Raw genomic sequence first — 14,369 nt, 5'->3', positions numbered from 1 at the left:
CTGACCCGCGAGCCCGGAGAGCCGGTGCGGCGTGCTGGGGTCCGCAACGGGATCGAGCTGGACGTGGCGGTCGTCTCCCACGGCCGATCTGGCCTCCGGCCTCCGTGGGCGTGCCGGAAAATGGGCGGGTGAGCGATGTGAGACATGTGCTGGTGCTGCCCGACCGCGACGCCGCCGAAGAGGTCGTGGAAGCGCTCGGGGAGCGGTTCGGGCTGCGCGAGGAACCGCAGGTCGTCCGGGACGCGTTGGCCGGTGAGGACGACGCGGAGGACGCGCAGTGGCTGGTGGTGCTGCGGGACGAGGAGGGACGGCTCGACGCGAAGGAACTGCACGCCTTCGCGACCGAGTGGGAGGGGTGGCGGGAGGAACCGTAGGGGCGACGCCGGAGGCGGAGCCGCTGCCCGGTCCGGCTGCCCGGTCCGGCTGCCCGGTCCGGCTGCCCGGTCCGGCTGCCGGGTCCTCGCTGTCACCGCCCCGTGCCATCCTTGACCCAATGGCCAGGAAGACTGCGAATGACGACCCCCTCGCCCCGGTGACGCTCGCCGTGGGCCAGGAGGACCTGCTCCTCGACCGTGCCGTGCAGGAGGTGGTGGCCGCCGCCCGGGCCGCCGACGCCGACACGGACGTGCGTGACCTGGCGTCGGACCAGCTCCAGCCCGGCACGCTCGCCGAGCTGACCAGCCCGTCGCTCTTCGCGGAGCGCAAGGTCGTGGTCGTACGCAATGCGCAGGACCTGTCCGCCGACACGGTCAAGGACGTGAAGGGGTACCTCGCGGCGCCCGCCGAGGAGATCACGCTCGTGCTGCTGCACGCGGGCGGGGCCAAGGGCAAGGGGCTGCTGGACGCCGCGCGCAAGGCGGGCGCGCGGGAGGTGGCCTGCCCGAAGATGACCAAGGCGGCGGACCGGCTGGCCTTCGTCCGGCAGGAGTTCCGGGCCACCGGCCGGTCGGCCACCCCGGAGGCCTGTCAGGCGCTCGTCGACTCCATCGGCAGCGATCTGCGGGAGCTGGCGGCGGCGGTGTCGCAGCTCGCCGCCGACATCGAGGGGACCATCGACGAGGCGATCGTCGGGCGGTACTACACGGGCCGGGCCGAGGCGTCGAGCTTCACCGTCGCCGACCGGGCCGTGGAGGGCAGGGCGGCGGAGGCGCTGGAGGCACTGCGCTGGTCGCTGGCCACCGGCGTCGCACCCGTGCTGATCACCAGCGCCCTCGCGCAGGGCGTGCGGGCCATCGGCAAGCTGTCCTCCGCGCGCGGAGGCAGACCCGCTGACCTCGCGCGGGAGCTGGGCATGCCGCCCTGGAAGATCGACCGGGTCCGTCAGCAGATGCGGGGCTGGACGCCCGACGGCGTCTCCCTGGCCCTGCGCGCGGTCGCCGAGGCCGACGCGGGCGTGAAGGGCGGTGGCGACGACCCGGAGTACGCGCTGGAGAAGGCCGTGGTGGCGGTGGCACGGGCGGCCCGTTCCGGGGGCCGAGCGTAAGGCCGGCCGCCAGAGCGGGAACCGGAGCCCGACGCCGACGCCGACGCCGGAGCCGGTCGCCGCTTCGGCTGCCGTCGGTACCGGACCCGACCTGTCCGCCGGCACACCTGGATCCGAACCCCACGCCTCGAACCCCCACCGGCACCCCTAGATCCAGTCGCCGTGCCCGGTGGACGGAGGAGAATCGAAGGAGCAGCCGACGCATCGCCCAGGACGTCGGAAAGGTGGCGATCGACCATGGCTGAACACCCGCACGCAGCGCTCGTTCGCAGGGGCTTCGAGGCCTTCTCCCGAGGGGACATGGACACCCTGCGGGAACTGATGGCGAAGGACGCCACGCACCACGTGCCCGGCACTCACCCGCTCTCGGGTGACTTCAAGGGCCAGGACGCGATCATCGACATGTACCGGCGGCTCGGTGAGGAGACGAACGGCACGATGCGTCTGGACATGCTCGGCATCTGTGCCGACGGCCGCGGACACGCGGTCGGGATGTGCCGTGTCACCGCCGAGCGGCAGGGCAAGCACCTCGACGACACCGGATGCATCGTCTTCCGGGTCGTCGGCGACAAGATCACGGATCTCGACGAGTGCGTCGAGGACATCGACAAGAGCGACGACTTCTGGTCGTGAGAGCACCCGCTGAGGGCACCCGCCGGGAGCACCCGCTGAGAAACACCCCGACCGGGAATGCCGAAGGCCCCGGTGCCCGCCCTGGGGAAGGGCAGGGCGCCGGGGCCTTCGGTTCGCGATGCTGGATCCACGCCCGCGTGGCGAACGCAGGCCGCGCGTGGATCCGTGGGTGCCGGTCGGGAGCGGATGAGAGAGGGCCCGCTCTGGGTCTCCCCGGCGATCAGATCAAGAAGGGAGTTCAGCCCTTGAGGGTCGCGACCTTCGAAGCGAGCGCCGACTTCTTGTTGGCGGCCTGGTTCTTGTGGATGACGCCCTTGGAGACGGCCTTGTCGAGCTGACGCGCGGCAGCGCGCTGCAGCTCGGTGGCCTTCTCGACGTCACCCGCGGCAGCGGCCTCGCGGGCCTTGCGGATCGCGGTCTTCAGGGAGGACTTGACGGCCTTGTTGCGCAGCCGAGCCTTCTCGTTGGTCTTGATCCGCTTGATCTGGGACTTGATGTTCGCCACGAAAGAGCCTTTGCAGGTTCAGGCACGGGGCCGCTCGGGTCCCGCACCAGGTGATTTCTTGAGTGTGCCTCGCGCTGAGAGGGCATGAGACACAGCCACCCAGACTACCAGCGGGTCCGGGAGCGGCCCAAACCGGTCCCCGGTCGCCGCGCGTGGGACCATGGAACCTACGTATCGATCCGACCCGAGGCATAAGGCGCCTCAAGAGACAGGACCCTGCGTGCCCGCGACCCCTAACAATGTGCCCGAGCCGAGCCGTACCGACCCGGCACTGATCCGCAACTTCTGCATCATCGCGCACATCGACCACGGCAAGTCCACCCTCGCCGACCGGATGCTCCAGCTGACCGGTGTGGTCGAGCAGCGGCAGATGCGTGCTCAGTACCTCGACCGCATGGACATCGAGCGTGAGCGCGGAATCACGATCAAGTCCCAGGCGGTGCGTCTGCCGTGGGCTCCGACCCAGGACCCCGGAAACACGCACATCCTCAACATGATCGACACCCCGGGGCACGTCGACTTCACCTATGAGGTCTCGCGGTCGCTCGCCGCGTGCGAGGGCACCATCCTCCTCGTGGACGCCGCCCAGGGCATCGAGGCCCAGACCCTCGCCAACCTCTACCTGGCGATGGAGAACGACCTCGCGATCATCCCCGTGCTCAACAAGATCGACCTGCCGGCCGCGCAGCCGGAGAAGTTCGCCGAGGAGCTGGCGAACCTCGTCGGGTGCGATCCGGACGACGTGCTGCGGGTCTCCGCCAAGACCGGTGTCGGCGTCGACGCGCTGCTCGACAAGGTCGTGCGGGAGGTCCCGGCGCCGGTCGGGGTCAAGGACGCACCCGCCCGTGCGATGATCTTCGACTCGGTGTACGACTCCTACCGGGGCGTGGTCACGTACGTCCGTGTCATCGACGGGCAGCTCAACAAGCGTGAGCGGATCCGGATGATGTCCACGAACGCCACGCACGAGCTGCTGGAGATCGGCACCAACTCGCCCGAGATGCTGGCGGCCGACGGCCTCGGCGTCGGCGAGGTGGGCTACCTGATCACCGGGGTGAAGGACGTCCGCCAGTCCAAGGTCGGTGACACCATCACCAGCCAGCAGAAGGGTGCGACCGAGGCGCTCGGCGGCTACAAGGACCCCAAGCCGATGGTCTTCTCGGGCCTGTACCCGCTGGACGGCTCCGACTACCCGGAGCTGCGCGACGCCCTGGACAAGCTCCAGCTCAACGACGCCGCGCTGGTCTACGAGCCGGAGACCTCCGCCGCCCTCGGCTTCGGGTTCCGCGTGGGCTTCCTGGGTCTGCTGCACCTCGACGTGATCCGGGAGCGGCTGGAGCGCGAGTTCGGCCTCGACCTCATCGCCACCGCGCCGAACGTGGTGTACCGCGTGGTCATGGAGGACGGCGGCGAGCACACCGTCACCAACCCGAGCGAGTTCCCCGAGGGCAAGATCAACGAGGTGTACGAGCCGGTCGTGCGCGCCACGATCCTGTCGCCCACCGAGTTCATCGGCTCGATCATGGAGTTGTGCCAGACCCGGCGCGGCACCCTGCTCGGCATGGACTACCTCTCCGAGGACCGGGTCGAGATCCGTTACACGCTCCCCCTCGCGGAGATCGTCTTCGACTTCTTCGACCAGCTGAAGTCGAAGACGCGCGGCTACGCGTCGCTGGACTACGAGCCCACCGGCGAGCAGACCTCCAGTCTGGTCAAGGTCGACATCCTGCTGCACGGCGACAAGGTCGACGCCTTCTCGGCGATCACCCACAAGGACGCCGCGTACGCCTACGGTGTGCGGCTCGTCGCCAAGCTGCGCGAGCTGATCCCGCGGCAGGCCTTCGAGGTGCCCATCCAGGCCGCCGTCGGCTCGCGGGTCATCGCCCGCGAGACCATCCGCGCCATCCGCAAGGACGTCCTGGCCAAGTGCTACGGCGGCGACATCTCCCGCAAGCGCAAGCTGCTGGAGAAGCAGAAGGAGGGCAAGAAGCGGATGAAGATGGTGGGTTCCGTGGAGGTTCCGCAGGACGCCTTCATCGCCGTCCTGAGCAGCGACGAGAACGCGGGCTCGGGCAAGGGCAAGAAGTAGTCCGCCGACACGCCGGTTCCGGGGCCCGTCGCGCTGTAGCGCGGCGGGCCCCGCCGCGTCACCGGGTCGCCGTTGTGTAAAAAGTGACAGTCCGTGGCCCCTTACGTGCAGGCCAGTCGCCCTCTACTCTGATCCCTGCTCGATAGTTACTCGCGAGTTAAACAACAGCCGCACCGAGTCGGCCGCATTGTCAACAGCTGCACCGAGCCAGCCGCACCGTCGCGGGTCCCGGAGGATGTCGTGAGCGACACACAGACACTGATCGAGAACCGTCCGCCGTCCGTCGCGGGCCTCTTCCTGGAGCGGGTGGCCGCCACGCCGGACGCGGAAGCCTACCGCTACCCCGTGCCGGCACCGGCGGGCGAGGGCCCGGACGACTGGAAGTCGCTGAGCTGGGCGCAGGCCGCCGAGCGGGTCCACGCCATCGCGGCCGGCCTGATCGAGCTGGGCGTGCAGCCCGAGCAGCTGGTGGCGCTGGCCTCCTCCACCCGGATCGAGTGGATCCTCGCCGACCTCGGCATCATGTGCGCGGGCGCGGCGACGACCACCATCTACCCGCAGACCAACGCCGAGGAGTCGGCGTTCATCCTCTCCGACTCCGGCAGCCGGGTGCTGATCGCGGAGGACGCGGCCCAGGTCGCCAAGGCGGTGGAGAAGCGCCAGGAGCTGCCCGAGCTGACCCATGTGGTGGTGATCGACCCGGCCGGGGTGGAGACCGCCGACTGGATCCTCACGCTCGACGAACTGGAGAAGCGCGGCGCCGCCCGCCTGGAGCAGGACCCGCAGCTGATCAAGGAGCGGGTCGGCGCGATCACCAGGGAGCAGCTCGCCACCGTCATCTACACGTCGGGCACCACGGGCCGCCCCAAGGGCGTGCGTCTCCCGCACGACAACTGGTCGTACATGGCGAAGGCGATCGCCGCGACCGGCCTGGTCGGCCCCGACGACGTGCAGTACCTGTGGCTGCCGCTCGCCCACGTGTTCGGCAAGGTGCTGACCTCCGGCCAGATCGAGGCCGGGCACGTCACCGCCGTGGACGGCCGCGTCGACAAGATCATCGACAACCTGCCGGTCGTGCGGCCGACGTACATGGCGGCCGTCCCCCGCATCTTCGAGAAGGTCTACAACGGGGTGGCCGCGAAGGCCCGTGCGGGCGGCGCCGCCAAGTACAAGATCTTCCAGTGGGCCGCCGAGGTGGCCCGCGAGTACGCCAAGGCCGCACAGGACAACTTCCGGCGCACCGGCACGGCCTCCGTGCCCTTCGGGCTCGGCGCCAAGCACAAGGTCGCCGACGCGCTCGTCTACGCGAAGATCCGCGAGGCGTTCGGCGGAAACCTGCGCGCGTGCGTCTCCGGCAGCGCGGCCCTCGCGCCGGACATCGGCTTCTTCTTCTCCGGCGCCGGCATCCACATCCTCGAGGGGTACGGCCTGACGGAGTCCTCCGCGGCCTCCTTCGTGAACCCCGGCGAGGCCTACCGCACCGGCACGGTCGGCAAGCCGCTGCCCGGCACCGAGGTGCGCATCGCCGACGACGGCGAGATCCTGCTGCGCGGCCCCGGCATCATGGAGGGCTACCACGGGCTGCCCGAGAAGACCGTGGAGGTCCTGGAGGCCGACGGCTGGTTCCACACCGGCGACATCGGCGAGCTGTCCCCCGACGGGTACCTGCGGATCACCGACCGCAAGAAGGACCTCATCAAGACGTCCGGCGGCAAGTACATCGCGCCCGCCGAGGTCGAGGGACAGTTCAAGGCGGTCTGCCCGTACGTCTCCAACATCCTCGTGCACGGCGCCGACCGGAACTTCTGCACGGCCCTGATCGCCCTGGACGAGGTGTCCCTGCGCAGCTGGGCCGAGGAGAACGGCCTGGGCGGCAAGTCGTACGCCGAGATCGTGGCCGCACCGGAGACGGTGGCGCTCATCGACGGCTACGTGAAGCACCTCAACCAGGGGCTGCAGAAGTGGCAGACGATCAAGAAGTTCCGGCTGCTGCCGCGTGACCTCGACGTGGAGCACGGCGAGATCACGCCGAGCCTGAAGCTGAAGCGGCCGGTCGTCGAGCGCGAGTACAAGCACTTGATCGACGAGATGTACGCCGGGGCGCGCGAGGCGTAGGCGCCGACGGGGGACCTCGAGGCCGGGGGCGGCCGCGGACACGCCGCCCCCGACCGAGGCCTACACCGGCACGGGCACCGGGACGAACGACAGGGTGCTCGAATCCCGCCCCCGAAGCGCCCCTTTCCGGACACATGCGGAACCCGGTTTTCCCTCATCACGGCCCACTTCGGTAACTCAGCGCGTAGGGTCGCGACCGGTCTGTCACCCTGTCGGCATCGGCCGGGGTGTGCCGCCCGCGGACCGAGGCCCGATTCGTCGATCGCCCGGGAGCCGTCCATGGGGGCCATTCCCACGCAACGGGAGACCGTGTCCCGTGCCAGTGGTGCGCCGGCGCACGCGGGCGGGCACCCGCACACGCGCGCGACCCTCGTCGGCGGCCCCCTCGCGCCCGGCGCCGCCCGTGACGTCGTCCGCGTCGCGTTCGCCGAGTGGGCCGGCCGCGGCCTGCCCGGCGCCCGGGAACTGGCGGGACGGCTCGGCGAGGAGGCGGTACTCGTCGTCAGCGAACTGGTCACCAACGCCGTCGTGCACGCCGGTACCGACGTCGACCTGCTGTGCCGGCTGGAGGCGGAACCGGAACAGCCCGACACCTGCGCCGTCGTCGTGGAGGTCACCGACCGCCACCCCTCGCGCGCGCCCCGCGACGGCGGCCCCGACACGCCGTACGACCTTCCCGAGTACGGCCGCGGCCTGCGCCTGGTGGCCACGCTGGCCGACGCGTGGGGGGTGACGTACCGCCGGGGGGCGAAGACCGTGTGGGCGCGGCTCCCCGCCCGCCCGGCGGACGACGGGAACCCCGACGAACCCTGGGCCCGCACCGCCCCCGAGCCCGCCACTCCCCTCGCCTTCGCCGAGGCGCTCGCCCCCGAGGGCCGGTCCGGCGCCCACGACCGCGACTGGCTCGGCCGCGGCGCCCTGTCCTTCCTCGCCGAGGCCTCCGACCTGCTCGCCGGGCAGCTCGACGAGGAGCTGGTCGCCGCGCTCACCGGCCAGCTGATCGTGCCGCGCCTCGCGGACTGGTGCGCGATCCGGCTGGAGGACGAACTCGGGCCGCGCGCCGGCTGGGACGACGGACCGCAGGCACGGCTGACCCGCGTCTGGCACGTCAGCGAGAACCACGTCGAGGAGCTGCGCCGGGCCCTGGAGAAGGACCCGCCGCGCCCGCCCGACGGCCCCGACTCCGGGCCCGCGGCCCACCCCTGGCCCGGCGGCGCGCTCGGCCCGCACGGCACCGCCCTCGCCTACCGCCTGGTCGCCGGCGGCCGCCCGCTCGGCACCCTCGTCATCGGACGGGCCGGGCTGCCGTGCTTCCCCGACGAGGTCACCGGGCTCGTCGAGGACCTCGGCCGACGCGTGGCCCTCGCCATCGGCGCCGCCCGCCAGTACGCCCGCCAGGCCACCATCAGCGCCGTCCTCCAGCGCGGTCTGCTGCCCGGCGCGGTCGCCGAGATCCCCGGCCTGCGCAGCGCCCTCGTCCACGAGCCGCGCGAGCAGGGCGGGCCGAGCGGCGACTTCTACGACCTGTTCCCGGTGGGTGACGGCCGCTGGTGCTTCGCCGTCGGCGACGTCCAGGGCAAGGGTCCCGAGGCGGCCGTGGTCATCGGACTGGCCCGGCCCTGGCTGCGGCTGCTGGCCCGCGAGGGGTACGGCGTCGCCGACGTCCTCGACCGCCTCAACCAGCTCCTCCTCGACGACGCCACCGAGGCCGCCGACGCGGCCGCCCGCGCCTTGGTCGGTCCGGCGGGCCCCGGCGACGGGCCGCAGACCCGCTTCCTCTCGCTCCTCTACGGCGAGCTCGTGCCCTTCGACGGCGGCGTCCGCTGCACCCTCGCCTCGGCCGGTCACCCCCTGCCCCTGCTGCTCGGGCCCGACGGCGGCGTGACCACGGTCGCGCAGCCGCAGACCCTCCTGGGCGTCGTCGAGGACGCCACGTACGTCAGCGAGAGCCTGGACCTGTGGCCCGGCGACACCCTGCTCTGCGTCACCGACGGCGTCACCGAGCGCCGCTCCGGCTCCCGCCAGTTCGACGACGGCGACGGCCTCGCCCTCGCCCTGTCCGGCTGCGCGGGGCTGGACGCGGAGCTGATCGCCGAGCGGATCCGCCGCCTGGTCCACGAGTTCGGCGGCCGGCCCCCGGAGGACGACCTCGCCCTGCTGGTGCTCCAGGCCGAGTAGCCGGGCGGTGCAGGCGCGGCGCAGGTGCGGCACCGCGGAGGAGCCGGACGGCGGACCCACGGGACCCACGGGCCGCGTACGGGACAATGGAGGACATGCCTTCCGCACTTCCCGACGGCGAGCCCGTCCCCACCGACGGCGCACTGCCCGCCTCCGCGCTCGCCGGGGCCGCCGACCGCCCCCTCGGGTTCTACCTGCACGTGCCCTACTGCGCGAGCCGCTGCGGCTACTGCGACTTCAACACCTACACCGCCACCGAGCTGCGCGGCACCGGCGGTGTCCTCGCCTCCCGCGAGAACTACGCCGACACCCTGGTCGACGAGATCCGGCTGGCCCGCAAGGTCCTCGGCGACGACCCGCGCGAGGTCCGCACGGTCTTCGTCGGCGGCGGCACGCCCACCCTGCTCGCGGCCGGGGACCTGGTCCGGATGCTCACGGCGATCCGCGAGGAGTTCGGGCTGGCCGCGGACGCGGAGGTCACCACCGAGGCCAACCCGGAGTCGGTCGACCCGGCGTACCTCGCCACGCTCCGCCAGGGCGGCTTCAACCGGATCTCCTTCGGGATGCAGAGCGCCCGGCAGCACGTGCTGAGGATCCTCGACCGCACCCACACGCCCGGCCGCCCCGAGGCCTGCGTGGCGGAGGCCCGCGCCGTCGGCTTCGAGCACGTCAACCTCGACCTGATCTACGGCACCCCCGGCGAGTCGGACGACGACTGGCGGGCCTCCCTGGACGCCGCCCTCGGTGCCGGACCCGACCACGTCAGCGCGTACGCCCTGATCGTCGAGGAGGGCACCCAGCTCGCCCGCCGGATCCGCCGCGGCGAGGTCCCGATGACCGACGACGACGTCCACGCGGACCGGTACCTGATCGCGGAGGAGACGATGTCCGCGGCGGGCTTCGACTGGTACGAGGTGTCCAACTGGGCCACCTCCGAGGCGGCCCGCTGCCTGCACAACGAGCTGTACTGGCGGGGCGCCGACTGGTGGGGCGCGGGTCCGGGGGCCCACAGCCACGTCGGCGGCGTGCGCTGGTGGAACGTGAAGCACCCGGGGGCGTACGCGGCGGCACTGGCGGGCGGCCGTTCACCGGGTGCCGGACGCGAGGTCCTGTCGGAGGAGGACCGCCGGGTCGAGCGGATCCTGCTGGAGCTGCGGCTGCGGGAAGGGGTTCCGCTGGACCTGCTGAAGGAGGCGGGGCTGGCGGCGTCGCGACGGGCCCTGTCGGAGGGGCTGCTGGACGGCGACCCCTACGAGGCGGGCCGGGCCGTCCTCACCCTGCGGGGCCGGCTGCTGGCGGACGCGGTGGTGCGGGACCTGGTGGACTGAGGGTCCCGACCGAGGGACCTCGACCCCGGTGTCCCGTGCCCCGGGTCAGGTCTCGGCCGGTGCCGTGACGAAGTCGATCAGTTCCTCGACCGCTCTCAGCAGCTCCGGCTCCAGGTCCTTGTAGGACCCCACCCGCTTCAGGATGGCCTGCCACACCGCGCCGGTGTTCTCCGACGGCCATCCCAGGGCCCGGCACACCCCCGTCTTCCAGTCCTGCCCGTGCGGGACGCGGGGCCAGGCCGCGATGCCCACCGCCGACGGCTTCACCGCCTCCCAGACGTCGATGTACGGGTGGCCCACCACCACCGCGTGCTCGCTGGTCACGGACCGGGCGATGCGCCACTCCTTGGTGCCGGGGACGAGGTGGTCCACCAGTACGCCCAGGCGGGCGTCGGGGCCGGGGGCGAACTCGGCGACGATCGACGGCAGGTCGTCCACGCCCTCCAGGTACTCCACGACCACGCCCTCGACGCGCAGGTCGTCGCCCCACACCTTCTCCACCAGCTCGGCGTCGTGCCGGCCCTCGACGTAGATGCGGCCGGCGCGGGCCACCCGGGCGCGGGCGCCGGGCACGGCGACCGAACCGGAGGCGGTACGGGCGGGCCGTACCGGAGCCGCCGGGGCCGGGCGGACCAGCGTCACGATCCGTCCCTCCAGGAGGAAGCCGCGCGGCTCCAGCGGGAAGACCCGGTGCTTGCCGAAGCGGTCCTCCAGGGTGACCGTGCCCGCCTCGCAGCGGATCACCGCGCCGCAGAAACCGGTGCCGGGCTCCTCCACCACCAGACCGGGGTCCGCGGGGACCTCGGGGGCGGACCGCTGCTTCTTCCACGGCGGGGTCAGGTCGGCGGAGTACACACGGGGGCCCATTCGGATGACGATAGGAGAAGCCCCGGCAAGGTCACGGCGACACGCCGAAACGCGCGGCCAGCGCGTCCCGTTGGGCCCGGACGAACGCGGCGTCCACCACCGCGCCGTGACCGGGCACGTACAGCGCGTCCTCGCCGCCGAGGTCCAGCAGCCGGTCGAGGGCGGCCGGCCAGTGCGACGGTACGGCGTCGGGCCCGGCCTGCGGTTCGCCGGACTCCTCGACGAGGTCGCCGCAGAAGACGACCTCGGGCGAGCCGGGGCCCGCCGGGACGAGGACGGCGAGGTCGTGCGCGGTGTGGCCCGGACCGACGTTCGCCAGCAGGACCTGCCGCCCGCCGCCCAGGTCGAGCGTCCACTCGCCGCAGACCGGGTGGTGGGGCCGTACCAGGGTGTCCGCGGCCTCCGCGGCCGCGGTCTCGTCCAGGCCGCACCGGACCGCGTCCGCGCGCAGCTCGTCCGCCGGTACCGTGTCCGCCCCCACCGCCGCGTAGACCTCCGCGCCCGCGAAGGCCGCCGCCCCGAGGACGTGGTCGAAGTGGGGGTGCGTGAGCGCGAGATCCGTCACACGGCGGCCGGCGAGTTCCTCGGCGCGCGCCCGCAGCCGGGCGCCCTCGGCGAGACTCGACCCCGCGTCCACCAACAGGGCCCGCCCCTCCCCGACGACCAGCCCCACCGTGCAGTCCCAGCCGGGCAGCCGGCACCGGCCGACCCCGGTGGCGACCCGCTCCCATCCCAGCTCTTCCCAAGTCACGCTCATACCGCGACGCTAGCCCCGGCGGCCCGGCGGGGCGACCGACCTTGCCCAGGGTGTACCCCACAGCCGTACACTGGGCCGGGGAACGCTGGCACTCGGATGTGAAGAGTGCCAGGCGAGGCGCCCGGGGGACCGGGGAAGACTTCTGGAGGTGAGCGCGGTGCTGAGTGAACGCAGGCTCCAAGTGCTGCGCGCCATCGTCCAGGACTACGTCGGCACCGAGGAACCCGTGGGTTCCAAGGCGCTCACCGAGCGGCACAACCTCGGCGTCTCCCCGGCCACGGTCCGCAACGACATGGCGGCCCTGGAGGACGAGGGGTACATCGCGCAGCCGCACACCAGCGCCGGGCGCATCCCCACCGACAAGGGCTACCGGCTGTTCGTCGACAAGCTGGCCGGCGTCAAGCCGATGACGGCCCCCGAGCGGCGGGCCATCCAGAACTTCCTCGACGGCGCCGTCGACCTCGACGACGTCGTGGCCCGGACCGTACGGCTGCTCGCGCAGCTCACCCGGCAGGTCGCCGTCGTGCAGTACCCGTCGCTGACGCGCTCCACGGTGCGGCACGTCGAGCTGCTGTCGCTGGCGCCGGCCCGGCTGATGCTGGTGCTGATCACGGACACCGGGCGGGTCGAGCAGCGGATGGTGGACTGCCCGGCGCCCTTCGGCGAGGCCTCGCTGGCGGACCTGCGGGCGCGGCTGAACAGCCGGGTCGCGGGCCGCCGCTTCAGCGACGTGCCGCGGCTGGTCGAGGACCTGGCCGACGCCTTCGAGGTTGAGGACCGCGGCACGGTCACGACGGTGCTCTCCACGCTGCTGGAGACGCTCGTCGAGGAGAACGAGGAGCGGTTGATGATCGGCGGCACCGCCAATCTCACCCGCTTCGGACATGACTTTCCCCTCACGATCCGACCCGTCCTGGAAGCCTTGGAGGAGCAGGTCGTGCTCCTCAAGCTCCTCGGCGAGGCGGGGGATTCGGGCATGACCGTACGCATCGGTCACGAGAACGCCTACGAGGGACTCAACTCCACTTCGGTGGTGTCGGTCGGCTACGGTTCGGGCGGCGAGGCAGTCGCCAAGCTCGGCGTGGTCGGACCGACCCGCATGGATTACCCGGGAACGATGGGAGCGGTACGCGCAGTGGCACGGTACGTCGGACAGATCCTGGCGGAGTCGTAAGTGGCCACGGACTACTACGCCGTTCTCGGCGTGCGCCGCGACGCGTCGCAGGAAGAGATCAAGAAGGCCTTCCGGCGGCTCGCACGCGAGCTGCACCCGGACGTCAACCCCGATCCGAAGACCCAGGAGCGGTTCAAGGAGATCAACGCCGCCTACGAGGTGCTGTCGGACCCGCAGAAGAAGCAGGTCTACGACCTCGGCGGCGACCCGCTGTCCCAGGCGGGGGGCGGCGCGGGCGGCTTCGGGGCCGGTGGCTTCGGCAACTTCTCCGACATCATGGACGCCTTCTTCGGCACGGCGTCGCAGCGCGGACCGCGCTCGCGCACCCGCCGGGGCCAGGACGCGATGATCCGGCTGGAGATCGACCTCGACGAGGCGGCCTTCGGCACGACCAAGGACATCCAGGTCGACACGGCGATCGTCTGCGGCACCTGCAGCGGCGAGGGCGCGGCGCCGGGGACCACCGCGCAGACCTGTGACATGTGCCGCGGCCGCGGTGAGGTGTCGCAGGTGACGCGGTCCTTCCTCGGCCAGGTCATGACCTCGCGGCCCTGCCCGCAGTGCCAGGGCTTCGGCACCGTCGTGCCGACGCCGTGCCCGGAGTGCGCGGGCGACGGCCGGGTGCGCTCGCGTCGCACGCTGACCGTGAAGATCCCGGCCGGCGTCGACAACGGCACCCGCATCCAGCTCGCCGGCGAGGGCGAGGTCGGGCCCGGCGGCGGTCCCGCCGGTGACCTGTACGTCGAGATCCACGAGCTGCCGCACGCGCAGTTCCAGCGGCGCGGCGACGACCTGCACTGCACGGTCACCCTGCCGATGACCGCGGCGGCCCTCGGCACCAAGGTGCCGCTGGAGACGCTCGACGGGCTCGAGGAGGTCGACATCCGGCCCGGCACGCAGTCGGGGCAGTCGATCCCGCTGCACGGGCGCGGTGTCACGCACCTGCGGGGCGGCGGACGCGGTGACCTCATCGTGCACGTCGAGGTGCAGACGCCCAACAAGCTGGACCCCGAGCAGGAGCGGCTGCTGCGGGAGCTGGCGAAGCTGCGCGGGGAGGAGCGGCCCCTCGGGCAGTTCCAGCCCGGCCAGCAGGGCCTGTTCTCCCGGCTGAAGGACGCCTTCAACGGACGCTGACGGTGGCGGGTGGGCGGTGGGGCCTCCTCGCCCCGCCGCCGCTTCCCCGTCCCGTCCCCCCGGGGGCCGTGCCCCCGGACCCCCGCTCTCGGCCCGGACGGCCCCT

The 14,369-nt window shown here is 72.3% G+C and carries 12 protein-coding genes; 9 read left to right on the top strand and 3 right to left on the bottom strand.

Annotated features, from left to right (window positions below):
• Positions 1 to 128: 128 nt before the first annotated feature.
• From AB0N31_RS07695 to AB0N31_RS07685, 3 genes are all read left to right on the top strand, one after another.
• Complete coding sequence (locus tag AB0N31_RS07695; protein WP_366057471.1) at positions 129 to 374, top strand: hypothetical protein; 246 nt, start codon at positions 129 to 131, stop codon at positions 372 to 374.
• A gap of 119 nt (positions 375 to 493) precedes the next feature.
• Positions 494 to 1,483: a DNA polymerase III subunit delta gene (gene holA / locus AB0N31_RS07690; RefSeq protein WP_366057470.1), complete on the top strand. Its 990-nt coding sequence runs from the start codon at positions 494 to 496 to the stop codon at positions 1,481 to 1,483.
• A gap of 237 nt (positions 1,484 to 1,720) precedes the next feature.
• Positions 1,721 to 2,116: a nuclear transport factor 2 family protein gene (locus AB0N31_RS07685; RefSeq protein ID WP_366057469.1), complete on the top strand. Its 396-nt coding sequence runs from the start codon at positions 1,721 to 1,723 to the stop codon at positions 2,114 to 2,116.
• 238 nt (positions 2,117 to 2,354) lie between these two features.
• Here AB0N31_RS07685 and rpsT read toward each other — a convergent pair whose 3' ends face one another.
• Positions 2,355 to 2,621 (bottom strand): 30S ribosomal protein S20, encoded by a 267-nt coding sequence (gene rpsT / locus AB0N31_RS07680; protein ID WP_363088202.1) that lies wholly within the window; start codon positions 2,619 to 2,621, stop codon positions 2,355 to 2,357.
• Positions 2,622 to 2,841: 220 nt separating this feature from the next.
• Here rpsT and lepA point away from each other — a divergent pair, with 220 nt between their 5' ends.
• From lepA to hemW, 4 genes are all read left to right on the top strand, one after another.
• Positions 2,842 to 4,710: a translation elongation factor 4 gene (lepA, locus tag AB0N31_RS07675; RefSeq protein ID WP_366057468.1), complete on the top strand. Its 1,869-nt coding sequence runs from the start codon at positions 2,842 to 2,844 to the stop codon at positions 4,708 to 4,710.
• Between the two features lie 240 nt (positions 4,711 to 4,950).
• Positions 4,951 to 6,825 carry an AMP-dependent synthetase/ligase gene (locus tag AB0N31_RS07670; protein ID WP_366057467.1) on the top strand — a complete coding sequence of 625 codons (1,875 nt, stop codon included), beginning with the start codon at positions 4,951 to 4,953 and terminating at the stop codon, positions 6,823 to 6,825.
• 279 nt (positions 6,826 to 7,104) lie between these two features.
• Complete coding sequence (locus AB0N31_RS07665) at positions 7,105 to 9,003, top strand: ATP-binding SpoIIE family protein phosphatase (protein ID WP_366057466.1); 1,899 nt, start codon at positions 7,105 to 7,107, stop codon at positions 9,001 to 9,003.
• Between the two features lie 95 nt (positions 9,004 to 9,098).
• On the top strand, positions 9,099 to 10,331 hold the full coding sequence (gene hemW / locus AB0N31_RS07660; protein ID WP_366057464.1) for a radical SAM family heme chaperone HemW: 1,233 nt from the start codon (positions 9,099 to 9,101) through the stop codon (positions 10,329 to 10,331).
• A gap of 45 nt (positions 10,332 to 10,376) precedes the next feature.
• Here hemW and AB0N31_RS07655 read toward each other — a convergent pair whose 3' ends face one another.
• Together AB0N31_RS07655 and AB0N31_RS07650 are read right to left on the bottom strand one after the other, a co-directional pair.
• Complete coding sequence (locus tag AB0N31_RS07655) at positions 10,377 to 11,198, bottom strand: DUF3097 domain-containing protein (RefSeq protein WP_366057463.1); 822 nt, start codon at positions 11,196 to 11,198, stop codon at positions 10,377 to 10,379.
• Positions 11,199 to 11,229: 31 nt separating this feature from the next.
• Positions 11,230 to 11,955: an MBL fold metallo-hydrolase gene (locus AB0N31_RS07650; RefSeq protein WP_366057462.1), complete on the bottom strand. Its 726-nt coding sequence runs from the start codon at positions 11,953 to 11,955 to the stop codon at positions 11,230 to 11,232.
• A gap of 157 nt (positions 11,956 to 12,112) precedes the next feature.
• Between AB0N31_RS07650 and hrcA the strand changes: the two genes are divergently transcribed.
• Positions 12,113 to 13,129, top strand: coding sequence for a heat-inducible transcriptional repressor HrcA (hrcA, locus tag AB0N31_RS07645; RefSeq protein ID WP_366057611.1), 1,017 nt, complete (start codon positions 12,113 to 12,115; stop codon positions 13,127 to 13,129).
• The gene (dnaJ, locus tag AB0N31_RS07640) at positions 13,130 to 14,263 is read left to right on the top strand and encodes a molecular chaperone DnaJ (protein ID WP_363088194.1); all 1,134 of its coding nucleotides are present in this window, start codon (positions 13,130 to 13,132) and stop codon (positions 14,261 to 14,263) included.
• Positions 14,264 to 14,369: the final 106 nt, after the last annotated feature.

This window comes from Streptomyces sp. NPDC051051 (assembly GCF_040682975.1).
Classification (GTDB): domain Bacteria; phylum Actinomycetota; class Actinomycetes; order Streptomycetales; family Streptomycetaceae; genus Streptomyces.
The sequence above is the reverse complement of the archived record's forward strand: the minus strand, read 5'-3'. Positions and strand labels throughout refer to the sequence as shown.